Source organism: Streptomyces sp. NPDC034085 (assembly GCF_055575555.1).
Genome location: NZ_JBVISL010000013.1, coordinates 61,818 through 87,431, shown reverse-complemented (window position 1 = coordinate 87,431; position 25,614 = coordinate 61,818). Strand labels below are relative to the sequence as shown.

Below are 25,614 nucleotides of genomic sequence, written 5' to 3'. Positions count from 1 at the left end.
CTGCCGGTTTGCTGTGGCTGGGCGCGCAGTTCCCCGCGCCCCTGATGGCGGGTCATCGGGTGGCCGCCGGGGTGAGGGCCTTGGCCATGGCGCGGACCGTGTCCGCCTCGGTGAACTGGTCGAGGGTGAGGGTGACCCCGAACCGCTTGCGGGCCGCCGTCAGGATGCGGGCCGCGGCGATGGAGTCGCCGCCGAGGGAGGCCAGGGTGTCGAGGGCGCCGATGTCGGGGCGGCGCAGGACGGTGGACCAGATGTCGCAGAGGATCTTCTCGGCCTGGGTGGCGGGGGCGCTGCCGCCGCCCTCCCGGCCGGCTCCCTCCTCGGCGCCGAGCGCGGCGAGGCGCGTACGGTCCACCTTGCCGTTGCCGGTCAGCGGCAGCTCGTCGTGCCAGAGCACGGCCGCCGGGAGCATGTAGTCCGGCAGGTCGGCGCGCAGGGCCCGGCGCAGTTCGGTCAGGTGGGGGCGGTGGCTGCCGGAGGGGACCAGGTGGGCGATGAGCCGGCTGCCCTGGGCGGCGACGACCGCGCGGGAGACCTCGGCGAGTGCCGCGAGGCGGGTCTCGACCTCCCCGGCCTCGATCCGGTAGCCGTTGATCTTGATCTGGAAGTCGGTGCGGCCGAGGATCTGGATGCTGCCGTCGGGCAGGTACCGGCCGAGGTCGCCGGTGCGGTAGAGGCGTTCGCCGCGCCCGGGGTCCTCGTAGAACCGCTCGGCGGTGCGCTCCGGGTCGCCCCAGTAGCCGCGGGCGAGTCCCGTGCCGGCGGCGGTGATCTCGCCGGTGACCCAGTCGGGGGCGTCGAGGCCGTCGCGGTCCAGGACGTAGGCCCGGTTGTTGGCGTTGGGACGGCCGTACGGGATGGATCCGCTGCCGTCCTCGTCCTCGCCGACGGGGTGCAGGATGTTCCAGACCGTCGTCTCGGTGGGGCCACCGAGGGAGACGACCTCCAGGCCGGGCATCATCGCGCGCAGCTGCGCGGGCAGGGCGGGCGGAAGCCGGTCGCCGCTCATCATGACGAGGCGCAGTCCGGGCGGTACGTCGCCGTCGGCGCGGGCCTGGCCGTGGAGCAGGCCGACGACGGCGGGGACGGAGTTCCACACGCTGACGTGGTAGAGCCAGCACAGCTCGAGCCAGTGGGCGGGGTCGGCGGCCCGGTCGTGGTCGGGCATGACCAGGGCCGCGCCGGCCGACAGGGCTCCGAAGACGTCCCACACCGACAGGTCGAAGTGGAAGGCGCTGACGGCCATGAACCGGTCCTCGGGGGTGATCTGGAAGCGGGCCTGGCAGTCGGCGACGACGTTGGCGACGCTGCGGTGGGTGACCATGACGCCCTTGGGGGCGCCGGTCGTGCCGGAGGTGTAGAGGACGTACGCGAGGTCGTCGGGGCCGGATCCGGGCAGCCGGTCGGGGACCTCGGCGCGGCCGGAGCAGGGGCGGGTGAGGTCGTAGGAGGCCATGGAGCCGGTGGAGGTCCAGCCGGTGTTGGTCAGGACGCAGCGCACCCGGCCGTCGGCGAGCATGTACTCCTGTCGGGCGGCGGGCAGGCCGGCGTCCACGGGCAGGTAGGCGGCTCCGGCGAGGACGGTGGCGAGGATGCCGACGAGCTGCTCGGGTCCGCGGTGCATGACGAGGCCGACGAGTTCGCCGCGGCCCACGCCCTGTTCGCGCAGCCAGGTGGCGGCGGTGGCGGCCCGGTGGAGGAGTTCGCCGTAGCTGACGGTGCGGTTCGCGGTGAGGACCGCGGGGGCGGCGGGGGTGCGGGCGGCCTGGGCGACGATGGCGTCGCCGAGCATCTCCTCGGGCCGTGCGACGGCGGTGTCGTTGGCGGCGGCGCGGCGGGCGCGCTGGGCGGGCGGCAGCAGGTCGAAGGCGTGGTGCTGCCAGGCGGCCCCCTCGGTGAGGGTGTGCAGCAGGGTGCGGTAGCCGTGGGCGAGGTCGTCGAGGAGGCCCTCGCAGAAGAGTTCGTCGATGCCGTCGAGCTGGACGACGAGTTCGCCGTGCTGTTCCATCGCGAAGGCGTTGAGCCACACCTGGGGGGTCTGGCTGACGGAGAAGACCTCCTTGCCGAAGAGTTCCAGTGCCGAGCCGTCGACCTCGCTGCTGACGTGTCCGATGGCGCTGTTGAAGGTGTAGGGCATGCGGGCGCCGGCCACGCCGCCGCGGCGGCGGGCGAGTTCCTTCAGGACCTCGATGCCGGAGAAGTGCCGGTGGTCGATGTCGGTGTGCAGGCGGGTCTGGAGGGCCCGGGCGCGGGCGGCGAAGGGCAGGGAGCGGTCGATCTCGGCCTCGACGAGGAGGGTGTCGGAGAACTGGCCGATGGCCTCGAAGACGCGGGGGTGGACGGGCGGCCGGTGGGCGACGGTGGTGGTGAGGGTGAAGCGCTCCCCCGCGCCCCAGGTGGCGAGGGTTTCGGCGTACGCGGCGAGCAGCAGCGCGGAGGGGGTGAGCCCTTCGGAGCCGGCGCGTTCCTTCAGGGCGGTCCAGGAGGCGCGGTCCAGGCGGACCTCGCGCTGGGTGAAGCGGGTGCCGGTCAGTGCGGCGGGGCTGGTGCGCAGGGGCAGGTCGGGGTGGGGGGCGAGGTCGTCGGCGCGTTCCATCCAGTACGCGCGCGAGCGCCGGGCCGGGGCCCGGTCGCGGGCGGCTTCGAGGGCGGCGAGGTAGTCCTCGTAGGGGAGTTCGTCGTGGACTTCGGCGGTGGGGTTCTGGTAGGCGTGCCACCAGGCGCGGAAGAACAGGAACATGCTGATCCCGTCCATCACGAGCCCGTCGTGGCCGACGTGGAGCACCGTCTTGTCGTCGTCGAGGATGGTGGCGTCGACGGTGAGCAGCGGGGCCTGGTCGGCGGGGAGCACCTGGTGGGAGCGCATCTCGCGCAGTTCGGCGCGGATCAGTTCCTGCTGGCGGGGGCTGTGGGCGCGCAGGTCGAGGACGCCGATGCGCGGGGAGGCGGCGTCGCCGTGTTCGGTGGCCTGGCGTTCGTCGGAGAGGAAGCGGGAGCGCAGGGCGCTGTGGGCGGCGACGACGGTGTCGAGGGAGGCCTGGAGCCGGTCGAGGTCCCAGTCGCCCTCGATCTCGTGGAAGACGTGGCTGGAGACGTCGCCGATCTCGAAGACGCCGCTGCGGCCCAGGTAGTAGCTGCGCTGGAGGGGGGTGAGGGGGAAGCCGGGGCCGTGTTCGGCCTCGCGGGCGAGGTGGGCGACGAGGGCGGGCTTGGCGGCCTTGACGCGGGCGATGAACTCGGTGTCCATCCGTTCGCGGTTGCCCTGGAGGCGCAGGTCGCCGTCGGCGAGGGCGACGGACAGCCCGCGCTCGGCTATCTCGCGCAGGATCCGGCGGGTGTTCATCGGGCCTCCCGGGAGGTCAGGGCGGCGACGGCGGAGGGCTCGGCGCGTTCGGCGATGACGGCGGCGAGTTCGGCGAGGGTGCCGCCGTGCAGGAGTTCGTCCATGGAGAGGTCGACGTCGAGGGCGTCGAGGATCTGGTACTGGACGGTGACGGCCTGGAGGGAGCCGGCCGCGAGCTGGGTGAGGGTGCGGTGGGCGATCTGTTCGTCGTCGGCGAGCCGCAGGGCGGTGCGGGCGATGCGGGTGAGCCAGGGGGTGAGGGGCGGTTCGGCGTCGGGGGCGGGCTGGAAGAAGACGGCGTCGGCGAGGGCGAGTGCGGTGCCGGGCGTGAGGAGTTCGACGGTACGGGGCCACGTGCCCGGGGCGTCCTGGCCGAGGGCGGCGGCGAGGCGGGCGGCGAAGCGGGGCATGACGGGGGCGGCGGCGTGCGCGAGGAGGCGGGCGGCGGCGAGTTCGAGGGCGACGGCGGTGCGGTTCTCGTCCTCCCAGCCGGGGGTGTCGGTGAGGAGGCCTTCGGCGCGGGCGAAGCGGGCGGTGTCGCGGACGATGCCGTCGAGTTCGGCGGCGGCCTGGTTGAGGGAGAAGGCGTCCTTGCCGAGGGCCGCGGTGACGGCGGTGAGGCGGCTGCCGAGCCGGGCGAGGAAGGCGGTGTGCTCGGGGGTCCAGTTCCCGGCGTCGGGGGCGCGGCCGCCGTGGTGCTTGGCGACGCGGGCGCCGAGGTCGGTCAGCCACTGCTGCCAGGTGCCGATGAGGGTGTCGGCGAGGACGGCCTCGTAGGCGGCGCGCCGGAAGTCGGTGCGCAGGCCCTCGGGCCGGGTGGCGGCGAGGAAGTAGCGGACGGAGTCGACGGTCTCGGGGCTGAGGACCTCCTTGCCCCAGATGGCGTGCCGGCGGCTGGTGGAGAACTTCTCGGCGTCGAGCAGGTAGAACTCGTTGACGTGGTAGTCGATGTCGGGGGTCCAGCCGGGGAAGGCGAGCCGGTACAGGACGGGGTAGAGGACCGAGTGGTAGAAGCTGTTGTCGTAGCCGAAGAAGTGGACGATCTTCCAGTCGGGGGCGGGGTCGGCGGCCCGCCAGGGGCGGCCGAGGCGGGCGCCCAGTGACTGGATGCCGTGCAGGAACCCGTAGCTCATCTCGGGCCACACCCAGATGACCTGCCCGTCGGTGTCGCCCTCGCGCGGCTCGACGCCCCAGTCGGAGGGGTGGGTGAGGGGGATGTCGAGGGCGGGGCGGCGGAAGAGCCGGTCGGCGAGTTCGCGCAGCCGGGCGGGGACGCGGCCGCGACGGTGGTGGGCGCGGACCTCGCCGGCGTGGGCGTGCAGGGGCAGGTTCCAGCGGGCGGCGGGCGCCCGGCGCGGGGCGGCGGTGGAGGCGGCGCCGGTGGGGCGGGGGTCGGTGAGGTCGGCGACGGTGTTGGGCTCCCCGCACTCCTCGCAGAGGTTGCCGGAGGTGGTGCCGCCGCAGCCGGGGCAGCCGCCCCGGACGTCGGCCTCGTAGAGGTAGCGGCCTTCGGCGGCGTCGTAGAGGGCGTCCCGTTCGGTGACGGCGATCCCGCCGGAGCCGGTGAGGCGGCTGAAGAAGTCCTGGACGCCCTCGCGGTAGCCGGGGTCCTGGTCGGTGACGGTGTACTGGTCGACGGGTATGTCCATCAGCCGCAGGGTTTCGGCGATCTCGGCGCTGTAGTGGGCGGCGGTCTCGGCGGGGGTGCGGCCGTCGGCGCGGGCGGCGCCGAGGACGTAGCTCTGGTAGTCGTCGCTGCCGGTGAGGTGGTAGGCCTCGGCGCCGTTCATGCGCTGGAAGCGGGTGAAGGCGTCGGCGCCGAGGTAGGGGCCGGCGAGGTGGCCCAGGTGCAGGTCGCCGTTGGGGGTGGGCGGGGTGGAGAAGACGAAGACGGGACGGTCGCCGAAGCCGGCGCGGGCGGGGGCGGCGGCGCGGGCCCCGGCCCGTTCGGCGTCGCGCCAGTACTGGGTGAAGAAGACGAGGTCGCCGGCGGTGTCGTGCGGACCGGTGTTCCTCAGGACGTGGGACTCGAAGGGCTCGAAGAGGACGACGGTGCCGGGGGCGGCCGGGTGGCGTGCGCCGTCGACGACGAACTCGCCGCGGCCGCTGACGATGACGAACAGCTCGCTCTCGTCGTGGTGGTGGCCTTCGGTGGCGCCGCCGGGGGCGACGCGGCCCCAGCCGGCGCCGGTGCCCAGGCCCTCCACGCCGCTCATGCCGATGCCGAAGGCCTGCTCCAGGGCGCCGGCGTCATAACTCGCGATGATCATGTCGTGGCCTTTCGCGGGGACGGGAGGGAGGGGATCAGGTCGGCGGCGCGGGCGGCGAGCGCAGGGGCCAGCCGGTAGCCGGAGCCGCCGGCCGCGCCCGCGAAGACGAGCCGGCCGTAGGGGTCGAGGCGGGTGACGAGGGGGGTGCCGGCGGGCCCGTACGCGTCGCAGAAGACCCGGCCGGAGCGGCAGTGGGCGGCGAGGCCCGGGGCGTAGCGGGTGAGCAGGGCGCGGGCTTCGCGCAGGTGGCCGGCGGTGAGCGCGGGGTCGACGGTGGCGGGGTCGGCGTCCCATTCCCGGCAGGTGTAGCTGAACAGCCAGTGCCCGCGGTGGTGGAGGGGCAGCAGGAAGGCGTCCTCGGCGTCCAGGACGAGGGCCCGGTCGCCGGGGGCGGGGGGCACCTCCACGTGGAGGGCGACGATCTTCTTGACGCGGGCTCCGAGCGGGGCGACGAGGTCCCGCCAGGCGGGTTCCGCGAGCCAGGGGCCGGGGGCGATGACGACGTGTCCGGCGGTCAGGGTGGCGCCGCCGGTCAGGGTCAGGCGGGCGCCTCCGGGGCCGGCGGCGACGGTCTCGACGGCGACGCCCTCGTGGAAGGAGACCTCGGGGCGCAGCTCGGCGGCGAGCAGCTGGGTCAGGGCGGGGACGTCCGCGTACTGGCAGCCGTCGCCCTCCCAGGCGCCGAAGTCCCGGGGCAGCGCGGGGACGGCGGACGGCAGTTCGGTGGTCCAGCGGAGCTTGGCCTCGGGGAGGTAGGTCTCGCGGAGGCGGTCCTCGGCGGCCTCGGGGGCGAGGACGGTCATGCCGAGGGGGTGGATGGGCAGGTCGGGGCGGGCGGTGTGGAGGTCGGCGTAGTAGCGCTCGCTCTCGGCGGCCAGGGTGCGGACGGTGTCGTCGGCGCCGCGCGGGAAGTGCAGTCCGGCGGAGCGGCGGGTGGCGCCGGAGCCGATCATGTCGCGGTCGAGGACGGTGACGGTGGCGGTCCGGTCGCGGGCGAGGACCTCGCGGGCGACGAGGACGCCGAGGATGCCGGCGCCGACGACGGCGACGTCGGTGCGGGCTCCGGCGGGGCCGCCGCTGTGGGCGGCGGTGGTCCGGTAGACGGCGGGGTCGGAGGGGTCGGCAGGTGCCGGCGCGGTCGTCGGGCGGGCGGCCGGGTCCGCGGCGAGGGTGCGGCAGGCGCGGGTGCTGTCGGTGTTCATCAGGCGCTCCACCGTTCTTCCTGGGGGCCCTTGGAGGACCATTCGATGAAGGAGGCGAGCTGCTCGTCGCCGCGGACGCCGCACAGCCGGTCGGCGATGCGCCGGCTGCGCCAGGCGTTGAGGCTGAGGTTGGGGTCGGCGAGGCCGCGCTGGCCGCGGACGCCGTTCTGTACGAAGATCCGCCGGTCGGCGGGCCCGTCCCAGCGGACGGCGTAGTCCTCGTCGACGCGCAGCTCCTCGCCCTCGTGCTCCAGGCGGCCGGTGAGGGGCGCCAGGAAGTCCATGGCGGCGGGCCGGTAGCCGGTGGCCCAGACGACGACGTCGGCCTCGAACTTCTCCACGGACTCGGCCTCGCCGGTGTGGCGGGCGCAGACCTCCCAGCCGCCGAAGGGGCCGGGGCTGACGTCGAAGACCTCGCGGCCCGGGTGCAGGGCGACCAGGTCCTCGTTGCCCTCCACGAACCGGTGGACGTAGATGGTCTGGTAGATCTCGCGCAGCGTTGACTCGGAGATCCCGTCGCTGGTGAGGATGTTGTGGGAGTTCAGCGACTGGCGGCGCTCGCGCGGCAGTCCGTAGAAGTAGTCGGCGTGGCTGGGCATGTAGTAGTCGTTGGTGAAGGGCGAGTCGTCGATGGGGAAGTAGTTCTGCCGCCGGGAGATCCACGAGACCCGGCGGGGCAGGTCCCAGCCGCCGCGGGAGATCAGGTCGAGGAAGGCCTCCGCGCCGGACTGGCCGCCGCCGACGACCACGACCCGCTTGCCGCCGACGTCGCGGGCGGCGTGGACGTAGTCGGCGACGTGGAACTGGGTGGGGCCGAGCAGGTGTTCGCCCTGCGGCGGGATCCAGGGGCGGCTGCCGACGCCGGCGACCACGTTCTCGGCGGTGAGGGTGCGCCGGTCGGTGCGGACGGTGAACACGCCGGCTCCGTCGTCGAAGTCGACCTCGCGGACGTCCTCGCCGAAGACGATGTTCTCGTTGCGGCGGCTGGCCCAGGCCAGGTAGTTGCGGAACTCCAGCCTCGGCACGTCGTCGAACTGGGCGTTGAGGAAGTGGTAGACCCGCCCCTTGGCGTGCAGGTAGGACAGGAACGAGAAGGGGCTGGCGGGGTCGGCGAGGCTGACCAGGTCCTTGAACTGGGAGACCTGGAGGCTGCTGCCGGGGATCTGCTGGCCGTCGTGCCAGCTGAAGGACTCCTTGCGGTCGAGGAAGAGATTGGGTACGTCCGGCCTGCTGTGCAGCAGGGAGGCCAGGCTGAGGTTGGCCGGTCCCACGCCGACTCCCACGCAGCGGAAGTGCGTGATGCCCGGCCGGAAGCTCTCGTGCCCCATTGTCGGAACCTCTCGTTCGATTCGGTGGGTGAGGGAGGGAGGGGTGGGTGGGGTGGGAGCGCGGGCCGGGGCCGGCCGTGCGCGGTCGTACGGCGGTCAGGCGGGTACTCCGGTGGCGGTGGAGCCGGTCTCCTCGCGGGTCCCGGCCAGCCCGTGGGCGCCGAGGAAGGCCAGCCAGCGGGCGGCCTCGCCGGGGGTCGCGGCGCCGCGGTTGAGGCCGGCGGGGAGGGCGCCGGCCAGGATGCGGGTGACGCCGTAGGCGACGGGCAGGGAGACGCAGCGGGCCATCGCTGACTCGGCGGGGTCGCCGGTGAGGTCGAGCAGGCGCGAGCCGTTCCAGTGCCCGCCGGACCTGGTGCGCAGGTCCAGGGAGACGGACAGGACGACGCGGTCGCGGTCGGCGGGGGTGGTGGGGTGGCGGGCGGCGAGGTCTGCGGCGAGGGCGCGGACGGCCTGGGGGTCGCCGGCGGCGACGGTGTCGAAGACCTGCCGCCAGGCGGCGCGCCAGCCGGCGTTGCGCAGGGTGCCGCGTACGAAGGTGTCGAGGTGCCAGTAGTACGGGATGCCGTACTGGGCGACGAAGGGGAGGCTGTCGCGGTTGGGGTAGGCCTCGAAGTCCTCCCCCGCGAGGGTCAGGGTGCGGGTGGCCTCCCAGGGGCGCGGGGCGGTGACCTCGCCGCCTCCGGCGACGTACCGGGCGGGTGTGCCGAGGGCGGCGAGGACCCCGTACGGGGCCCAGCTGAAGCGGTAGCGGAAGGGTCCGGGGACCGCCGGGACGCCTCCGCAGTAGGAGGTGAACACGGCGGTCGCCGGGGACGGGCCGACGGCCTCGCGGGCCCGGGCGACGAGGTCGTGGGCCATCAGGTGGTCGATGCCGGGGTCGAGTCCGGCCTCGGTGAGGACGACGGTACGGGGCCCCGCGGCCGCCCGCTGCGCCTGCTCGGCCAGCTCCGGGGTGGTGTAGCTGGTGCAGGCGAAGTGGGCGGCGCGGTCGGCCGCCAGGCGCAGCAGCGCGGGGTGTTCGGCGGCCGGGAGCATGGAGACGAGGACGTCGCCCGGGCCCGTCCCGGCCGCGAGGGCGCCCGGAGCGAGGGCGCGGACCTCGGCGCGGCCCGCCAGGCCGAGGGCGGCCAGGCGGGCGGCGGCGCGCTCGGCGGTGCGGTCCCACAGGACCACGCGGCGGGCGCGTTCGCAGACGAGGGACAGGCCCGAGCGGCCGGTGGACAGGCCGGTGCCTATCCAGTGGACGGTGCCGGAGGCCGGCGCGGGCTGCTGGTCGGTGGTCAAGGGGTTGCCTCCTGGGCGTGTACGGCGGCCTCGAAGGTGTGCAGGGCGCGGGCCCAGACGCCGTCCCACTCGGCCAGCCGCAGCAGGTGCGGGGTGAGTTCGGCGGAGAAGGCGGTGCTGGCCTCGACGGGGAGCAGGGAGGGGAGGTTGTCGATGGCGATCAGGTCGAGGGGGCGTTCGCCCTCGCGGAGGGTGCGCACGGGCTCGGTCCAGGTGGTGGTCTCCTCGTAGACCGGCAGGACGTTGCAGTCGGAGGTGACGTCGCAGGTGACGTCGCTGACGAGGGAGAGCCGGCGGGCGGGGTCGTCGAGGTCGGCCTTGGTCAGGAACGGCGGGACGGGGGTGGTGGTCAGGACGGTGTTGACCAGCAGGTCGTGTCCGAGGAGGGCGGGGCGGTCGATCGGGCGGGTCTCGGCGAGGTCCCAGCGGGTGGGGTCGAGCCCGGCCTGGACGAGGGCGTCGCAGGCGCCGCGGCCGCAGCGGCCGAGGGCGCCGATGACCAGGGCGGTGGTGGGGTCGGGGGCGGCCGCGCCGGCGGCGAGGAGGGCGTCGAGGGTGGGGCGGTCGGTGGGGCGCAGCGGTGCGGTGAGGGCGCCGCGGTGGTGCAGGACGGCGAGGGCGGCGCCGAGGTAGCCGGCCCAGTAGCCGAACGCGGCGACGCGGCGGCCGGCTTCGTCGGTGAGGTACTCCATGTCGAGCAGGGCGCCGCCGCCCGCGGTGAAGCGGGAGAGCAGCTCGCGGGCGCCGGACTGGCCCTTGTAGGCGTGGCCGAAGTAGATGTGCCGGTGGCGCAGGGCGGGGGCGCCGGCGCCGGCGGGGAGTTCCTTGAGGCCGAGTACGTAGGCGTCGTCGGGGGCCTGTTCGTGCCAGGACGCGGTGGGGGCGGTGGCGCAGCCGGCGTCGGTGTAGCCGGTGAGGGGGAAGGCGCGCTGGTCCGACTCCTCGACGGTGATCCGGATGCCGGCGGCGGTGAGGCGGGCGGCGTCCTGGGGGGTGAGGGGGGCACGGCGCTCGGTGGGGCGGGCCTCGTGCCGCATCCAGAGGTGAAGGCTGTCCGACATGTTCCGGTTTGTCCTGTCTGAAGGCATAGGGGTGGCTGACCCCCGGCCTGATCGCGGTTGCGGGGGCTGCGTCGGCTTCCGTCGGGGACGGCCCGCGCGCTAGAGGAGCGGGATCCGGGCGTTCGCCAGCGGGCGGTAGGCGGGGGTCGCGGTGGTGCCCAAGCCTGCCGCGCGCAGTTCGGTGACGACGGCGGCGGCGAGGGCCGTGGCGAGCTGCCCGCCCGGGCAGCGGTGGGCTCCCGCGCCGAAGGTGAAGACGGCCGGATTCACCCGGCCGGGGGTCAGCGCGTGCGGGTCGGGGTTGACGGCGGGGTCGCGGTTGGCGGCGGCGAGCAGGACGAGGACCTGCTGCCCGGGCTCCACGGTGGAGCCGGCGTGCGTGAACGGTTCGGCGGCGAAGCGGCGGGTGTTCTGGATCGGGGCGTCGTGGCGGACCACCTCGCGCACCAGGGCGCCGGTGTCGGCCCCGTCCGCGCCCCGGGCGAGGGCGACCAGGGTGTTGCCGATGAGCCCGGCGGTGGCGTCGTAGGTCTGGGAGAGGAAGCCGATGGCGTTGGACAGCAGCGGCCCCGGATGCGGCCACCCGTCCCGCCCGGCGGCGGTGACGAGCTCCCGCACCAGCCCTTGCCCTGGCCGGGCGGAGTACGGAACCCGCGCACCCCCGGCACCCACCCCGGGGCCGGAAGCCGGGGCCCCGGAGGGGGGCGCCTGCGCTTCGGCCAGGGACGGGGCCAGGAGGGCGCGGAGGCGCGTGGCGGCGGCCGAAGCCGCCCCGTACTGGTCCTCCGTAGCAGCGGCGGGAATGCACTGCACGAAGTCACCGATGGCTCGGGCCGCCTCCCGGGAGGCGCCGTCGGTCAGGCCGCTGAGGGTGGCCACCACCCGGGCCGGGACGGCGAACAGCAGCTCCTCGTACGGGACTTCGCCGCCCGCCGCCAGTACCTCACGGGTGAGGCGGGCGGCCAGCGAGGCCGCGTACGCGGTGTCCGCGCGGGCCAGCGCCCCGGCCACGACCCCCTTCAGCCGGGCCGCCGCCGCGCCGTCCGTCATCCGTACGAGCTCGCCGAACACCTCCCCGGCGGGCGTCCCCGCGATCCCGGCCGGGACGGGCTCCGCGACGGGCCGCACCCGCAGCGCGCCGCTGCCCAGCACCGCGCGCACCGCGGCCGCGTCGGCGGCCACCCAGGCCCCGAGCGCCTCGTCCCAGGCGAAGGGGCGCTCGGCCACCAGGCGCGCGTAGTAGGGGTAGGGGTCGGCGAGGCGCACGGCCTCGACGGGGCTGCTGACGGTGGTGGTGCTCACTGGAGGCTCCTTGTTGAACTATTGGTACGGGCCGCTGGGTTCGAGAGCGATGAACACAGCAACCATCAATTGACTAACCACAACAGCGAGCAGCCGGCTCCGCGAGAGCGGCGCCGGTTTAGGCGCGAAGGGGGGCCCGGGCGGCCCTGCGCATGTCCAGGGATCCCGCTATGGCCATCCTCAGCACCTCCGAGGTGCCCTCGTAGATCCGCAGCGAGCGGATCTGCCGGTACAGCCGCTCGGTGACCGAGCCCTCCACGATGCCCGCCGCGCCCAGCAGTTGCACCGCGGCGTCCACCACGCCCTGGGCCGCCTCGGTGGCGTGGACCTTCGCGATGTTGGAGTGCCGGGCGAACCGGCGGCTGCCGCGGTCGGTCTCCCAGGCGGCGCGCGCCACCAGCAGCGCGGCGGCGTTCAGCTGGACCTCCATGTCGGCGAGCGAGGCCTTCACCAGCTGGAGGTCGAAGAGCGTGCCCCCGTACGCCTCCCGCGCCAGCACGTGCGCGAGCGCCGTGTCGAAGGCCCGCCGGGCGAAGCCGAGTGCCGCGGCCCCCACCGTGGTGCGGAACCGCTCCAGCAGGTCGACCGCGACGACGAACCCCTTGCCGGGCCGTCCGAGCACCGCCCCGGCCGGCAGCCGGCAGTCCTGGAAGGACAGGTGCGCGAAGGAGCGCGGGGCGATCGCGTCGATCCGCTCGGCCCGCAGCCCGGGGGTGCCGGCGGGCACCAGGAAGGCCGACAGTCCCAGCGGCCCCGGGCCGTGCCCGGTGCGGGCGATGACCACGAACACGTCGGCGATGGTCCCGTTGGCGATCCACGCCTTGCGGCCGTTCAGCACGTACGAGCCGTCCTCGCCGCACACCGCCTCCAGCCCGACGGACGCCAGGTCCGAGCCGGCCTCCTTCTCGGAGACCGCGAAGGCCCCGATCAGGGTCCCGGCGGCCATCCCCGGCAGGTAGCGGCGGCGCTGCGCCTCGCTGCCGAAACGCAGCAGCGGGGTCGCGGCCAGCGCCTGGACGGAGAAGGCGAAGTCGGCCAGGTCCTCGTTGTAGGCGAGGGCCTCGCGGCGCAGGCACACCGCGCGGAAGTCGTCCACGGGCGCGCCGCGCGGGTCGAGTTCGCTCAGCCAGCCGGCCGCGCCGAGGACGCCCACCAGGCGCCGTCCGGCCGCGTCGGGGTCCAGGGCGCGGATCTCCTCCCACAGCATCCGGTTGCCGTCGCACCAGGCGCCCGCCTGCGCGGCGAGGCGGCGGTGGGAGTCCTCGTAGAAGGGCAGCGCGAGGACCTCGGGGTCGAAACTCGTCGTCGTCTCCATCGCCCCGCTCCTCAGATCACCAGGTCGGCGGGGGCGGCGGCGGCCTCGGCGCGGACCCGCTTCACCAGGGCGTGCTCGACGAAGAAGGCGAAGGAGGCGTAGCCACGCCAGATCCGGCGCCATTCGCGCTGGACGGCCTCCTCGCCGGACAGGTGCCGGACGTCGTCGAGGTAGGCGACGACGAGGTCGGCGGACTGGCGGGCGTGGCCCGCCGAGAAGTTGTCGATGGACAGGTGGGCCTCTTCGTAGGAGACGTCGAGGCCGTGCCGGCGCAGTTTCTGGATCTCGTGCAGCCGCATCGCGCCGAGGCCGAACATCTCGATGCCCAGGTTGTAGCCGAGGATCTCGTTGTAGAGGCTGTCGGGGAACAGCGACAGGCACAGCTGGTGGATGGAGAAGCCGTACAGGTGGTCCGGCAGGTCGCCCTGGTGCAGGAAGGCCTCCTGCCGGATGTGCGGCAGGTCCATGTCCATGCTGGCGAGCACCTTGTGGATGAGCGTGATGTGGTTCTTGGCGGTGTCGCCGCGGCCCATCTCGTCCGCGTAGATGGAGAAGAGCAGGTCGTCGCTGCGCCGCCCGCGCCGGCCGAGGTTGGCGACGCGGTGCGCCCAGGCGCCGTCGATGAGGCTGCCGAGCGCGTACGTCGACTGTTCGAAGACGACCTCGTCGCGGGAGGGGATCTCGGTGAGCGGCTCGTACGGGTCCACGAGCTTGTCCCAGTAGATCCGCTCGACCCGCTCCAGCAGGGCCTCGGGCGTGTACGGGAACCAGGAGGCGTCGGTGAGCAGTCCCGCGGCGCCGTGCTCGAAGAGCAGCTCGGCCCCGGCGAGTCCGGCTTCGGCGCGGGCGCGGGCGGCCGGCAGGACGCCGGGGTGGCGCTCGAAGTTGACGAGGCGGTGGAAGAACCGGCGGTGGTCGCGGGTGTCGGCGAGGGCTTCGGGGTCGCGCACCAGGAGGCCGGCGGGCTCCGCCGAGGCGAGCCGCTCGCCCCAGGCACGCGCCCCGTCCTGCCCGGCGGTGGTGGGGGCCAGGTCCGCGCCGGCGGGCTCGCCGTCGGCGACGGACCGCGCCCAGGCGGCCAGGACGGCCGCCTCGCGCTCGTCGAAGATCCCGAACATGGGGCCGCCGAACTTGATGGACTTCAGGAAGCGGCAGGGGCCGCCGTCGCGTGCGGGCCGGACCTGCCGGGCGGTGCGGAATTCACGGACGAAGGCGGCGGCGTCGAGCCGGCCGTCGTCCAGCCAGTCCGTGAGCCTGCGGGTGCCCAGGTGGACGGCGCGGTGCTGGCGGCCGGCGTGCGGGGCGTGCCGTTCCACGATCCGCGCGACCTTCGCGTCGAGCGACAGCCCGTCGTGCCAGGCGGCGAGTTCGGCCAGGGCGGCGGTGTGCTCGCGCTCCAGGCGTACGACCAGGCGTACGGCGGCCAGGGCGCGGCGGCGGTCCTCGGGTCCGGTCGGGGAGCGCCGGGTGTAGGAGAGGTACGCGGCGAGCAGGGGGCGTACGTCGCTCTCGGCGAGCATCGGCTCGCTGCCGAGCAGGACGTCGTCCAGGCCGAGGGCGTGGGCGGCGTAGTGGACGCCGACGACCTCCGGGAGGAAGGAGGCGGGCAGCCGGGACAGGGCGAGGTGGAAGGCGCCGTGCAGGGCGGTCAGCGGCAGGGCGCCGGCGTCGTCGAGGAAGGCGGCGGCCTCCACGGCCGGGAGGAAGACGCCCTGGGCGACCAGGGCCCGGCGGCGGCGGGCGGGGAGCCCCGCCTCGGCGGTGCCCTCGCCCTGGAGGCGCCAGTGGTGGCCGAAGAGGCGGCCCACGATCTCCGCGGGCTGGGTGGCGGCCTGGGAGAGGGTGTCGAGCCAGCAGCCGCCGGTCAGCGCGAGGGGGGCGCGCTGGCGCAGGACGGCGGTGCGCACCTCGGGGTCGGGGTGGGTGCGCAGCGGGGCGAGGACGGCGGCGAGTTCGGCGCGGGCGGCCAGGACGCGGGCGGCGACGGCGTCGGCGATCTCGGCGTCTTCGGCGTCTTCCGTGCCGGCGTCTTCCGTGCCGGCGTCTTCCGTGCCGGCGTGCTCGGCGGTGTCTGCGTCGGCCGGGGTGAGGAAGGCGGCCAGGACCCGGCGGGCGGCGAGCAGGACGGCCTCGCTCTCCTGGTCCGAGAGGAGCCGCCGGAAGAGGTCGGCCGGCGGCGCGGCGGTGATCCGGGCGGCCTCGGCGGCACCCGCCGCCGAGGCCTCGACGGGGCCGGACGGCAGCGAGGTGGTCAGGTCGGGGAGGGCGAAGGCGGGGGCGTAGAAGCTCCGCGCCATGTCGAGGGAGGTCTCCTCGTCGGGGGTGATGGGCGCGGTCATGTCAGTGGTCCCCCAGCCGGGCGGTGTGCGTCGTGGCGGCCTGTGCGGAGTGGGGCGCGAGCTTGCGCAGCAGGACGCCGATCCGCACGCCCGGGACGCTGGACGCCAGCAGGTAGTGGCCGTGGGCGGCGAGGGCTCCGGCCGCGTCGCGGTCGACCAGGTTGATCAGCGGGTCGGCGGCGAAGCAGTGGCCGGTGCGCGCGATGTTGTCGAGGAAGAGCTGCTCGCGGGTGAAGCCGGCCTGGCGTTCCTTGAGGACGACCAGGGGCTTGTAGAGGTTGGCGTGGAGCACGCCCCGGATGTCGCCGATCTTCATGCCGGCGTCCTCGAGGATCCGTTCGTTGACCTCGCGGGCGAGGTCGGAGCTGATCTCGTTGGACCAGTCGAGCCCTGCGGGGTCCTGGGCGCCGGCGCCCGCGACGATCTCGTACGCGTCGTCGCCGAGCGGCTCGGCGCTGATCAGGCAGGAGGCGGCGCCGTCGCTGAAGAGGGCGAAGTTCTCCATGCGGACGCCTTCGTCGGTGACCCGGTCCGCGGTGACGACCATGACGCGCCGGTGCATGCCGGCGGCCACGTACGCCTGGGCGGTGCGGATGCCCGCGAGGAGGTTGGCGCAGCGGCCGAGGGTGAGCCCGGTGAAGGCGGCGGCGCCGAGGCCGGTGGCGGCCATGACGTTCTCCACGAAGGCGCCGTGGGTGCGCGGGCCGCCGGGGAAGCGGGTGGAGCACAGGATGAGGCAGTCCACCTCCCGGGGGGAGACGCCGGCGCCGTCGAGGGTGGCGCCGGCGGTCTCGGCGGCGAGGGCCTCCAGGGTCTTGGCCGTGCGGTGGACCGTGCCCCAGCCCCACAGTTCGGCCCGCGGGGGCATTCCGAAGCCGCGGGCGCGCTCCAGGAGGCCCTCGACGGTCGTGTGGTCGGCGGCGGTCTCGCCGAGTACGTAGCGGGGCGCGGACAGGTGGACGGCCGAGGCCTCGGCGGGGGCCTCGGCCGGTGCGGAGGCGGAAGGTGGCGCGTACGGAAGGCTCACGGTGCCGGATCGCTCTCTGGGTCGGCGGACGGGGCGGGGGCGGCGGCCAGCAGGGCGTTGGCCTCGTCGTACGGGAGGGCGTCCGCGACGAAGCCGAAGGTGCCCGCCCCGCTGATCTCGCGGGCGGCGCGGGTGAGGGCGCCGAGGGCCGCGCGGGAGAGCGCGGAGCCGGTGCTGATGCGGCGCACGCCGAGGGCGCCGAGGTCGGCGACGGACAGCTTGAGCGCGGCGGTCATCAGGACGTTGACGGGCCGTTCGACGGCGGCGCAGACGGCGCGGACCGCCTCCGCGTCGGGCAGGGCCGGGGCGTAGAGCACGTCGGCGCCGGCGGCCTCGTACGCCTTCAGGCGGCGGATGGTGTCGTCGAGGTCGGGCCGGCCCTGGAAGAAGTTCTCGGCGCGGGCGGTGACGGTGAAGGGGAAGTCCAGCCCCTTGGCCGCCTCGACGGCGGCGGCGACCCGCTCGACGGCTTCCCCGAGGGGCCGCACGGGCTCGTCGGCGCGGCCGGTGGAGTCCTCGACGGAGCCCCCGACGAGGCCTGCGGCGGCGGCGAGGCGGATGGTCTCGGCGACGTCCTCGGGCCGTTCGCCGAAGCCGCTCTCGAGGTCGGCGGTGACGGGCAGTGCGGTGGCGTCGACGATCGCGGTGGCGTTGGTGAGGATCTCGGCGCGGCTGAGGCGGTCGGCCCCGTCGGGGCGGCCGAGGCTGTGGGCGAGGCCGGCGCCGGTGGTGGCGAGGGCGGCGAAGCCGAAGGAGGCCAGGATGCGCGCGGAGCCCGCGTCCCAGGGGTTGGGGACGACGAACGGGCGGGGACCGGCGTGCAGGTCCCGGAAGGCGACGGCGCGCCGGAGGCGGGCGGCCGGGTCGGTGCTGGGCCGGGTGGTGGGGTGCATGGGATTCCTCGCAGGGGTGCTGTCGTGCGCGGGCTAGATGAGCTCAACGTACGCAGCGCCGGCAGGGGTTGCGTCGGCGGCCGCGCGGGCCAGCGGGCGCAGGACGGAGGTGACGGCGTCGGGCCGGTCCTCGAAGTAGAAGTGGCCGCCGTCGGTCCAGTGCCGGTCGGGCGGCGCGGCGCACTCGCGGGACCAGGCGTCGAGCGCGGCGGCGCCGACGTGCGGGTCCTCGGTGCCGTTGAGCAGGACGACCGGGACGGCCAGCGGGGCGCCGGGGCGGTAGCGGTAGCCGGCGACCATGCGGAAGTCGGCCTTCAGGTGGGGCAGGAGGAGTTCCTGTACGGCCTCGTCCTCCAGCACCTCGGGCGGCAGACCGCCGAAGAAGCCGACGGCCTCGGTGAAGGCGCGGCCGTCGAGCCGGGCCGCTTCGACCACGCGGCGGGTCGGCAGCAGGGAGGGGGCGCTGCAGCCGGAGACGACGAGCCCGGCGAAGCCCCGTACGCCTTCGAGGCGGCGGGCCACCTCGAAGGCGAGGGCCGCGCCGAAGCTGTGGCCGAAGAGGAGGAAGGGCCGGCCGTCGGTGGTGGCGAGGGCGATGGCGGCGGCGGAGCCGTCGGCGAGTGCGGCGAGGGAGGCGGGGGCCGGTTCGCGGAAGCGGTGGCCGCGGCCGGGCGGGCAGACGGCGAGGACCAGCGCGTCGTTCCCGAGCGCGGACTGCCAGCCGAGGAAGGTCCGGGGGTTGCCGCCGGCGTGCGGGAAGCAGAACACGCGTGCCGCGGGGGCCCCGGCGGCTGCGGTCTCGGAGGTCAGGAACCAGGGGGAGGCAACCACGAGGATCAGCCATTCCTTTGCCGGTCGGTCGGTGGCGGGAGGTGAGGCAGTGCAGTACGGGGCGCCGGGGGCGGATCAGTTCCAGCCAACGTCGTCGGTGGAGGAGGGCGTCGGCGCGGGGGTGGTGCCCGGCTGCGGGTTGTTCCAGCCGACGTCATCGGTGTCACCGGCCACGACGTGCGGGTTCGCGTTGTTCCAGCCGACGTCGCCGAGGCGCAGGTGGCTGCCGGAGTCGGCGGGGAAGGCACCCTGGGTGGCGATGCCGGCGACCGTCGTGCCCAGGCCGAGGGCGATGCCCGCGGTCGCCAGTACGACGCGGCCGCGGATTCCCGAAACACGGCCGGCCGGACGAGTCACCTTGTGGTTCTTCCCCATTTTCCCCAGTCCCCTCAAGTCGTTTCGCCTTTGGCCATTCAAAGGAACGCCAAACCGAGGCGGTTTCCGGCGGTGCTGATCTCCGGTGCGCCTTCTCGGTGTTCGTTCCTGCGGTGAGACCAAATCTCCCCTGCCCGCTCGAGACCAGGTAGACCTACGATGGCTCCGGTTTACGCATTGCGGGAACCCACGGGGTCTCAACCGCCGCAGATGCCTGCATATCGGACAGACAGGGGTGGCAAGTGGACGTAGTCAAATACGTCAAAACCGCACATAGCGGTGCACCTGAGGAGCTGTGCGCGGCCGCGGCAGGGGAACCGCAGGCGTTCTTGCGGGAACTCGCAACGCATCTGGGCCTGCTGGCGGAGGAAGCCGCGCAGCAGGCGGCGGCCGGCCCCGCCCGGGCGCCGGCGCCCGCGCCGGCGACGTGCGGGGAGGAGGTGGTCGGGCCCGGCGTCCGCTATCTGCACGGCCTGGGCAGCATCTCGACGGCGATCAACGACGCCCTGTCGTCGGTCCGGCGGGACATCCTCACCGCCCAGCCCGACGGGGCGCGCCCGAGCGCGGTGCTGAAGGACGCCCTGGAATCCGTACGGCGGCACATCGCGGCGGGGATCGCCATGCGGACGCTGTATCAGCACACCACGAGATTCGACGAGGCGACGAAGGAATACGTCCGCACCGTCACGGAATACGGCGCCCAAGTACGGACACTTGAAGAATTCTTCGACCGTCTGATCATTGTGGACGACGTCGCGTTCATTTCGGCAAACGAGGACCGTACCACGGCGATCTCCATTACCGAACCGACTATCGTACGATTTTTGCGAGACACGTTCGACAAGGCCTGGGACCGGGCGAAACCCTTTCCCTTCGTCCCGCTCCACGCCGCGAAGGCGGCGGACGAAGTGGTTCCGGCGATCCGGGAGTCCATCAGCCGGCTGCTCGTGGAGGGCTACTCCGACAAGGCCATCGCACGCCGCATAGGCATCAGCGAGCGCTCCCTCCAGGCCCACATCGCGGCCATCAAGCAGGACCTCGGCGCCCTCAACCGCCTCCAGCTGGGGTACCTGCTGGGCCGCAACGAAGCGACCTACGTGGTGTGAGGCCGCGTGGCGGCCCGTCAGCCGCCGCTCTCGCGGACCACCCAGTCGAGGTACGCGGCCGAGCCGCCGACGACCGGGAGGACGATCCATTCGGGTACCTGGTAGGGGTGGGTCCGCGCGACCCATGCGGCGAGGGCCGGCAGGCGGTCCCGGCTGGTCTTGTAGGAGACCCGCCACTCGGTGGCGGTCTCGACGCCCTCCTTCCACCGGTAGACGGCGGTGAGGGGGGCGTCGACGTGCGCGCAGGCGGCCAGCCGCTCCTCCACCGCACCCCGGGCGAGCCGCTGCGCCCGGGCCTCGTCGTCGATGGTGGTCTGCGCGATCACGATGTCGGTCGCCACGGCTCTCCTCACGCCTCGGTCCGGCGACCCTAGCCAGCCGGACCCGCTCCTGGCCAGCGCCTCGTTCAGGCGGTGCGGGCGGTGATGTCGCCGTAGGCGGTGGTGGCGTGGATGGTGAGGGCGGGGGTGCCGCCGGTGTTCTGGAGGGCGTTGTGGACGCGGCCGTAGGAGGTGCCGGCGTCGAGGGAGGCGGTGACGCCGGGGGCGGCGCCGACGGAGATGTCGCCGTGCTCGGTGCGCAGGGTGAGGGTGCCGCCGGTGGCCTCGGCGACGGCCAGGTGGCCCTTCTGGGTGCGGAGGTCGGCGGAGCCGGACAGGCGGCCGACCGTGATGTCACCGGCGGCCAGGGTGATGCGGGCGCCGGCGGCCTCGTCCAGCTTCACGGTGCCGTGGGCGCTGTCCAGGGTGACCTCGCCGAGTCGGCCGACACCGCGGAACTCGGCGCTGGCCGTCTTCGCCTCGACGTGGGAGCCGGCCGGGAGCTGGACGGTGACCTCGACGGCTCCGGAGGCGCCGAACGCCTGGTTCCTCTGCGGGGCGTTGATGCGCAGGACGCCGTCCCGGTAGTCGACCGTGGTCTCCTCGGCGGCCTTCACGTCACGGCTCTTGGAGGCGTTCGCGGGCAGGACCTCGACGGTGGTGTCGGCGCGGTCGGCGGCGATGAAGCGGATGTTCCCGGCGGGGACGTCGAGGACGGTGGAGATGGCGGCGGGGGTGGTGAACTTCTGCATGGTGGCCGTTCCTTCGGGATCGTTGTTTCCGACGACCGAAAAGCTACGGCGCGTTCACCAACACGGCAACGCACGCGTTGCGCATGACCTCTATTTGTGCAGCTCAGAGCGCCAGAATCGTTGCAACGTCCGTAAATTCAACGCAACGATCCCGCTCCAATCGTTGCAACAGGCAGAAGTTGAACGCTACGGGACGTCCTTGACGAAGACGATCCCGTCGGCGGCCGCCAGGTGGGCCGGGTCGAACGGGGCGTAGCCGAACCAGGGGGACACGCGGGGCTGCGGGCGCCGGTCGCCGAGTGCGGCCGCCAGCGACCGGGGGTCGACGACGCAGCGGTCCTCGGTGCGCGCGTACAGGAGCCCTTCGAGGGTCTCCGGCGGCGGCGCGTCCACGCCCCGGTGCCGGAGCGTGCCGAGGGCCGTGGCGACGAAGGCGTACTCCTCGCCGAGCCTCGCGCTCACCAGCGCACCGGCGCTCCACCACTCCAGGGGCTCGCCGCCCATCCGCATCGAGCTCTTCTCCCGTTGGAGGTGCGCGTTGTGGGCGTGGACGAACACCGGCCCGCGTTCGGCGAGGGCGAGGAGGTTCTGGGCCATCATCGCGTCCCGCACCCCGACCAGCCGGGTCATGCGGGCGGGCGAGGCGTCGGCCATCCAGTGGTGGTAGCGCAGCAAGCCGAGCGCCGTGCGCCCGTACAGCCGCGCCCGCTCCCACTCCTCGCGCGAGGCCGCCGCGACCGGCGACGGCATCCGCTCGTCCAACAGGGCGGCCAACTCATCTGCGTACAGGCGGAGTTGGAGGGCGTCGGCCGAGCGCCCCACGGACCGGGCCGGGTCCGTCATCGCAGCGGGTTCGGTCCACCGGCCGTCTGCGCCGAGCAGGCGGTCGAGCGTCTCCCGCGTGCAGGGCAGCAGGTCCGCGTCCACCCGGGCCGCGAGGAAGCCGTGCAGTGCGGTGAGGGCCTGCCGGGGGCTCGCGGCGCCGGTGATCTCCAGCGGGCCGTCGAAGCCGGCGAAGCGCAGCCGCTCGTCCTCCGGACGGCCGTCGTTGTGGGCGCGCATCCAGCGCACCAGCTCGCGGTTGGCCGCGGAGGTCCCCCAGCCGTGGCTGATGCCGTGCTCCGTGACCTCGTCCAGGGCGCCCGCACCCGAGGTGATGTGGTCGTCCACGACCAGGCCCCCCATGCAGTCGCTCTCGATCGCGATCGTCCGGTAGCCCTCTTCGACGAGCTGCCGGAAGAGCTCGTTGCGCAGTTCGAGCAGGGTCTCCTCGCCGTGGGTGGGCTCGCCCAGCGCGAGGAGGCGGGGCCGCTCCGGGAGCACGCGCAGGACGGCGGCGGCGTCGACGGCATGGACGGCGTCCTTGATACGAGTCGTCATGCCTTCAACGCTATCGTTGAACCTCCGGTGGAAACTTTTTCGGTGAACGAGCAGGAAACATGGCCCAGAACCTTAAAAGCAAGGATCGGCTCAGGCCGGTCGATCTGGCCCGCGGCCACGGCCTCTCCACGCAGGCGGTCCGCAACTACGAGGAGGCCGGCATCCTCCCGGCCGCCGCCCGCACGCCCCACGGCTACCGCACCTACACCCCGCTGCACGCGGGGGCGCTGCGCGCGTTCCTCGCCCTGGTGCCCGGGCACGGCCACCGGACGGCGACGTCGATCATGCGGGCCGTCAACCAGGGCTCCGTCGACGAGGCGCTGCGCCTCGTCGACGAGAGCCACGTCCAGCTCCTGGAGGACCGGCGGACCCTGCACGCGGTGGAACGCGCCCTCCGCGACCTGCACGCGGCCCCGGCGCCCGAGACGCCGGGCGGCACGTTCATCGGACCGCTGGCCGGCATGCTGGGAATCCGGCCCGCGACGCTGCGCAAATGGGAGGACGCCGGGCTGGTGCGCCCGCGCCGCGACCCGCGGACCGGGTACCGCGTCTACGACGAGGCCGGCGTCCGGGACGCCCGCCTGACCCACCAACTCAGGCGCGGGGGCCACCTGCTGGAGCAGATCGCCCCGCTGATCGCCCAGGTCCGCTCGGCCGGCGGGCTGGAGCCCCTGGAAGCCACCCTGCACGACTGGCACACCCGCCTGTCCACCCGCGCCCGGGCGATGCTGACGGGCGCCGCCGAACTGGAGGCCTACCTCCGCGCCCGCGCCTAGGCCGGCTGCTTCGCCGCGGCCACCGCCTTCGTGGGCCGCGCCGGCCGGCTGCGCGACACCGCGACGCCGCCCAGGCAGATCGCGCCGCCCAGCAGCGTCAGCCAGCCCGGGACCTCGTCCAGCAGGGCCCAGGCGATGAGGACCACCACGGCGGGCACCGCGTACGTCGTCGCCCCCATCTTCCCGGCGGTGGTCCGGGACAGGGCGTACGTCCAGGTGGTGAAGGCGAGGGCGGTCGGGAAGAGCCCCAGGTAGACCATGTTGAGGGTGGCGGACAGGGGCGCCCGCGGAAGTTGTTCGAGGAGCTGCCCGGCGAAGGGCAGGGTGCAGACGGTGCCGACGAAGCAGCCGTACGTCGTCACCTGGAGCGGGTTCGCGTACCGCAGCGCGGGCTTCTGCGAGACCACCCCGGCCCCGTAGGCGAGCGCGGCGACCAGGCAGAGCAGCACACCGGTCAGGGACGAGGCGCCGCCCTTCGAGGTGGACATCCCCACGACGACCGCTCCCGCGAAGGAGACGCCCATCCCGGCCAGCAGCATCGGCGGGAACCCCTCCTTCAGCATCCACCCGCTCAGCAGGGCGATGACGATGGGCCCGATGTTGACCACCATGGCGGCGGTGCCGGCGTCGACGCCCTGTTCACCCCAGTTCAGCGCCACCATGTACAACCCGAACCACAGCACCCCGGAGGCCATGATCCCGGGCCACGCCTGACGCGGCGGCAGCGGCGTGCGTTTGACCAGCAGTACGGCGCCGAGCGCCACCGAAGCGGTCAGCAGCCGGCCCAGCGCAAGCGCGCCGGGACCGAAGTGCTCCGCCGACGCGCGGATGGAGACGAACGCGGAGGCCCACATGGCGACGGTGACGGAGGCGGCCGCGAGGGCACGCCGATCGGTCCTGGTTCGAAAGGCACCAGCCGTTTGGTCCATGCCGGCCAACGTACCGACGGCCACCGGCCCTGCCTAGGTCGTCTCCGGCGTTCGCGCCATGGCGGCAGAGAGCCGTCAGAAGGCCGTCAGGGGGCCCTCAGCGGGGCATCAGAACGGCCCGCCGGACGCCGCCGGACGCCGGTGCGGCAGTCCCCCGTCCGCGGCGGCGGGTGGATGCGCCGGATGCGGGAGCCGACCCGGGCGGCGGGGCTCAGCCGGCCTTCTCGCACGCGTCCGTGAGCAGCAGCTTCTTCTGCGGTTTGCCCATCGCGTTGCGGGGGATCGCGGGGACGAAGCGGACCTCGCGCGGGCGCTTGTGCACCGACAGGTGCGCGGCGACGAAGTCGGTCAGTTCGGCGCCGGTGACGCCCGCGGCGACGACGAAGGCGACGATCCGCTGGCCGAGGTCCGCGTCCGGGACGCCGACGACGGCCGCCTCGGCCACCTTGGGGTGGTCCAGCAGGGCGTTCTCGATCTCGCCGGCGCCGATGCGGTAGCCACCGGACTTGATCATGTCGATGGAGGCGCGGCCCACGATGCGGTGGACGCCGTCCTGCGGGTCGACGGCCGCGATGTCACCCGTGCGGAACCATCCGTCGGCGGTGTACGCGGCCGCGGTCGCCTCGGGCCGGCCCAGATACCCGGAGAACAGCGTCGGCCCGGTCAGCTGGAGTTCGCCGATCTCGGCGCCCGGCTCGGCGGCGATGCGGGTGCGGATCCCGGGGAGCGGCGTGCCGACGGTGCCGGGGCGGACCTCGCCCCCCGCGCGGCCGCTGACGGTGATCAGGGTCTCGGTCATCCCGTAGCGCTCGACCGGGCGGTGGCCGGTGAGGCGCTCCAGGTCCCGGAAGACGGGCGCGGGCAGGGCGGCGCTGCCGGAGACGAGGAGGCGGGCCCCGGACAGCGCGGCGGCGGACTCCGGTTCGGCGGCGATACGGGACCACACGGTCGGCACCCCGAAGTACAGGCTGCCGCCCGCGGCGGCGTAGGCCGCCGGGGTCGGGCGGCCGGTGTGCACGAGGCGGCTGCCGGTGCGCAGGGCGCCGAGGACGCCGAGCACGAGGCCGTGGACGTGGAACAGCGGGAGCCCGTGCACCAGGGTGTCCTCGGCGCTCCACTGCCAGGCTCCGGCGAGGGCGTCGAGGTCGGCGGCGAGGGCGGCGGCGGTCAGGACCACGCCCTTGGGCGGGCCGGTGGTGCCGGAGGTGTACAGGATCAGCGCGGGGTCCTGCGGGCCGCCGCCGTGGGGCGGGGCGGCGGCCCGCCGGGCGAAGTCGACGCCGATCTCGACGGCGCCGGAGTCCCGCAGGACGTGCTCGCGTTCGGCGGGGCCGGCGTCCGGGGGCAGCGGTACGAAGGGCACCCCGGCCAGGAGCCCGCCGACGGCCGCCGCCACGGTCTCCAGGGAGGCGGTCGCCGTCACGGCGAAGGCGGGGGCTCCGGCGACGTCGGCGGCGACGGCGCCCGCCGTCCCGAGCAGTTCCTCGTACGAGGCGGTACGGCCGGCGACGCACAGGGCGTCCTCGCGGTCGCCGTACGTCCCGTCAAGCGCGGTCAGCACGCGGCTCCTCCCGGTCGGTGGGCTGGCGGACCCCCAGGCTACGTCCCCCCCGCCTGCGGCCGGCCCGAGCGGCCCTCGTCCCGGACGGGGGACGGGCCCGCCCGGCGGCGCCGCTGCCCGGCCGCCCGGGCCCGGCCGCCCGGGCCCGGCCGTGTGCCGCGCAGCCGTTCCGGATCGCGGGGACGGCCGGCCGGGTGCGGTTCGAGGCTCTGTACGA

General features: G+C 74.4%; 20 protein-coding genes. 2 read left to right on the top strand and 18 right to left on the bottom strand.

Going from position 1 to position 25,614, the window contains the following annotated elements:
* Window positions 1-52: 52 nt before the first annotated feature.
* The 13 genes from ACZ501_RS31480 to ACZ501_RS31420 all read right to left on the bottom strand — a co-directional run bounded on the left by ACZ501_RS31480 (window position 53) and on the right by ACZ501_RS31420 (window position 18,573).
* The gene (locus tag ACZ501_RS31480) at window positions 53-3,343 is read right to left on the bottom strand and encodes a non-ribosomal peptide synthetase (protein WP_468800020.1); all 3,291 of its coding nucleotides are present in this window, start codon (window positions 3,341-3,343) and stop codon (window positions 53-55) included.
* Window positions 3,340-5,613: a class I tRNA ligase family protein gene (locus tag ACZ501_RS31475; RefSeq protein ID WP_468800018.1), complete on the bottom strand. Its 2,274-nt coding sequence runs from the start codon at window positions 5,611-5,613 to the stop codon at window positions 3,340-3,342. Before ACZ501_RS31475 ends, ACZ501_RS31480 begins: the two co-directional genes overlap by 4 nt.
* A complete protein-coding gene (locus tag ACZ501_RS31470; protein ID WP_468800016.1) occupies window positions 5,610-6,815 on the bottom strand; it encodes an NAD(P)/FAD-dependent oxidoreductase in 1,206 nt (401 codons plus the stop codon). The genes ACZ501_RS31475 and ACZ501_RS31470 overlap by 4 nt, the downstream gene beginning before the upstream one ends.
* Window positions 6,815-8,143 (bottom strand): lysine N(6)-hydroxylase/L-ornithine N(5)-oxygenase family protein, encoded by a 1,329-nt coding sequence (locus tag ACZ501_RS31465; RefSeq protein ID WP_468800014.1) that lies wholly within the window; start codon window positions 8,141-8,143, stop codon window positions 6,815-6,817. The genes ACZ501_RS31470 and ACZ501_RS31465 overlap by 1 nt, the downstream gene beginning before the upstream one ends.
* A gap of 96 nt (window positions 8,144-8,239) precedes the next feature.
* Window positions 8,240-9,430 (bottom strand): saccharopine dehydrogenase C-terminal domain-containing protein, encoded by a 1,191-nt coding sequence (locus ACZ501_RS31460; RefSeq protein ID WP_468800012.1) that lies wholly within the window; start codon window positions 9,428-9,430, stop codon window positions 8,240-8,242.
* The gene (locus ACZ501_RS31455; protein ID WP_468800010.1) at window positions 9,427-10,491 is read right to left on the bottom strand and encodes a saccharopine dehydrogenase; all 1,065 of its coding nucleotides are present in this window, start codon (window positions 10,489-10,491) and stop codon (window positions 9,427-9,429) included. The genes ACZ501_RS31460 and ACZ501_RS31455 overlap by 4 nt, the downstream gene beginning before the upstream one ends.
* Window positions 10,492-10,590: 99 nt before the next feature.
* The gene (locus ACZ501_RS31450) at window positions 10,591-11,793 is read right to left on the bottom strand and encodes a cytochrome P450 (protein WP_468800008.1); all 1,203 of its coding nucleotides are present in this window, start codon (window positions 11,791-11,793) and stop codon (window positions 10,591-10,593) included.
* A 118-nt stretch (window positions 11,794-11,911) separates the two neighbouring features.
* Window positions 11,912-13,108, bottom strand: a complete 1,197-nt coding sequence (locus ACZ501_RS31445) for an acyl-CoA dehydrogenase family protein (RefSeq protein ID WP_468800006.1) — start codon at window positions 13,106-13,108, stop codon at window positions 11,912-11,914.
* 11 nt (window positions 13,109-13,119) lie between these two features.
* Window positions 13,120-15,447, bottom strand: a complete 2,328-nt coding sequence (locus tag ACZ501_RS31440; protein WP_468800004.1) for an iron-containing redox enzyme family protein — start codon at window positions 15,445-15,447, stop codon at window positions 13,120-13,122.
* Between the two features lies 1 nt (window position 15,448).
* Window positions 15,449-16,474 carry a beta-ketoacyl-[acyl-carrier-protein] synthase family protein gene (locus ACZ501_RS31435; protein ID WP_468800002.1) on the bottom strand — a complete coding sequence of 342 codons (1,026 nt, stop codon included), beginning with the start codon at window positions 16,472-16,474 and terminating at the stop codon, window positions 15,449-15,451.
* Window positions 16,471-17,367 carry an isocitrate lyase/PEP mutase family protein gene (locus ACZ501_RS31430; protein ID WP_468800000.1) on the bottom strand — a complete coding sequence of 299 codons (897 nt, stop codon included), beginning with the start codon at window positions 17,365-17,367 and terminating at the stop codon, window positions 16,471-16,473. The genes ACZ501_RS31435 and ACZ501_RS31430 overlap by 4 nt, the downstream gene beginning before the upstream one ends.
* Window positions 17,368-17,400: 33 nt before the next feature.
* Entirely contained in the window at window positions 17,401-18,198 is a 798-nt protein-coding gene (locus tag ACZ501_RS31425) for a thioesterase II family protein (protein WP_468799998.1), read from the bottom strand.
* Between the two features lie 75 nt (window positions 18,199-18,273).
* The gene (locus tag ACZ501_RS31420) at window positions 18,274-18,573 is read right to left on the bottom strand and encodes a hypothetical protein (RefSeq protein WP_361602182.1); all 300 of its coding nucleotides are present in this window, start codon (window positions 18,571-18,573) and stop codon (window positions 18,274-18,276) included.
* A 242-nt stretch (window positions 18,574-18,815) separates the two neighbouring features.
* Here ACZ501_RS31420 and ACZ501_RS31415 point away from each other — a divergent pair, with 242 nt between their 5' ends.
* Window positions 18,816-19,679, top strand: coding sequence for a helix-turn-helix transcriptional regulator (locus ACZ501_RS31415; protein ID WP_361602185.1), 864 nt, complete (start codon window positions 18,816-18,818; stop codon window positions 19,677-19,679).
* Between the two features lie 17 nt (window positions 19,680-19,696).
* Here ACZ501_RS31415 and cutA read toward each other — a convergent pair whose 3' ends face one another.
* From cutA to ACZ501_RS31400, 3 genes are all read right to left on the bottom strand, one after another.
* A complete protein-coding gene (gene cutA / locus ACZ501_RS31410; RefSeq protein WP_361602188.1) occupies window positions 19,697-20,020 on the bottom strand; it encodes a divalent-cation tolerance protein CutA in 324 nt (107 codons plus the stop codon).
* Window positions 20,021-20,085: 65 nt separating this feature from the next.
* Complete coding sequence (locus tag ACZ501_RS31405) at window positions 20,086-20,751, bottom strand: DUF4097 family beta strand repeat-containing protein (RefSeq protein WP_468799996.1); 666 nt, start codon at window positions 20,749-20,751, stop codon at window positions 20,086-20,088.
* Between the two features lie 186 nt (window positions 20,752-20,937).
* Window positions 20,938-22,131 (bottom strand): erythromycin esterase family protein, encoded by a 1,194-nt coding sequence (locus ACZ501_RS31400; protein WP_468799994.1) that lies wholly within the window; start codon window positions 22,129-22,131, stop codon window positions 20,938-20,940.
* A 59-nt stretch (window positions 22,132-22,190) separates the two neighbouring features.
* On the opposite strand from ACZ501_RS31400, the gene ACZ501_RS31395 reads away from it, so the two are divergent.
* Window positions 22,191-22,907, top strand: coding sequence for a TioE family transcriptional regulator (locus ACZ501_RS31395; protein WP_468799992.1), 717 nt, complete (start codon window positions 22,191-22,193; stop codon window positions 22,905-22,907).
* Here the strand turns inward: ACZ501_RS31395 and ACZ501_RS31390 are convergent.
* Window positions 22,904-23,836 (bottom strand): DMT family transporter, encoded by a 933-nt coding sequence (locus ACZ501_RS31390; RefSeq protein ID WP_361601862.1) that lies wholly within the window; start codon window positions 23,834-23,836, stop codon window positions 22,904-22,906. The genes ACZ501_RS31395 and ACZ501_RS31390 overlap by 4 nt on opposite strands.
* Before the next feature lie 211 nt (window positions 23,837-24,047).
* Window positions 24,048-25,397, bottom strand: a complete 1,350-nt coding sequence (locus ACZ501_RS31385; RefSeq protein ID WP_468799990.1) for an AMP-binding protein — start codon at window positions 25,395-25,397, stop codon at window positions 24,048-24,050.
* Window positions 25,398-25,614: the final 217 nt, after the last annotated feature.

Excerpts from the sequence above, each read along its gene's own strand:
- ACZ501_RS31480 (WP_468800020.1), bottom strand. The coding sequence starts at position 3,343 with ATGAACACCCGCCGGATCCTGCGCGAGATAGCCGAGCGCGGGCTGTCC.
- ACZ501_RS31465 (WP_468800014.1), bottom strand. The coding sequence starts at position 8,143 with ATGGGGCACGAGAGCTTCCGGCCGGGCATCACGCACTTCCGCTGCGTG.
- ACZ501_RS31440 (WP_468800004.1), bottom strand. The coding sequence starts at position 15,447 with ATGACCGCGCCCATCACCCCCGACGAGGAGACCTCCCTCGACATGGCG.
- ACZ501_RS31445 (WP_468800006.1), bottom strand. The coding sequence starts at position 13,108 with ATGGAGACGACGACGAGTTTCGACCCCGAGGTCCTCGCGCTGCCCTTC.
- ACZ501_RS31455 (WP_468800010.1), bottom strand. The coding sequence starts at position 10,491 with ATGTCGGACAGCCTTCACCTCTGGATGCGGCACGAGGCCCGCCCCACC.
- ACZ501_RS31420 (WP_361602182.1), bottom strand. The coding sequence starts at position 18,573 with ATGGGGAAGAACCACAAGGTGACTCGTCCGGCCGGCCGTGTTTCGGGA.
- ACZ501_RS31395 (WP_468799992.1), top strand. The coding sequence starts at position 22,191 with ATGGCCCAGAACCTTAAAAGCAAGGATCGGCTCAGGCCGGTCGATCTG.
- ACZ501_RS31400 (WP_468799994.1), bottom strand. The coding sequence starts at position 22,131 with ATGACGACTCGTATCAAGGACGCCGTCCATGCCGTCGACGCCGCCGCC.
- ACZ501_RS31470 (WP_468800016.1), bottom strand. The coding sequence starts at position 6,815 with ATGAACACCGACAGCACCCGCGCCTGCCGCACCCTCGCCGCGGACCCG.
- ACZ501_RS31430 (WP_468800000.1), bottom strand. The coding sequence starts at position 17,367 with ATGCACCCCACCACCCGGCCCAGCACCGACCCGGCCGCCCGCCTCCGG.
- ACZ501_RS31475 (WP_468800018.1), bottom strand. The coding sequence starts at position 5,613 with ATGATCATCGCGAGTTATGACGCCGGCGCCCTGGAGCAGGCCTTCGGC.
- ACZ501_RS31390 (WP_361601862.1), bottom strand. The coding sequence starts at position 23,836 with ATGGACCAAACGGCTGGTGCCTTTCGAACCAGGACCGATCGGCGTGCC.
- ACZ501_RS31405 (WP_468799996.1), bottom strand. The coding sequence starts at position 20,751 with ATGCAGAAGTTCACCACCCCCGCCGCCATCTCCACCGTCCTCGACGTC.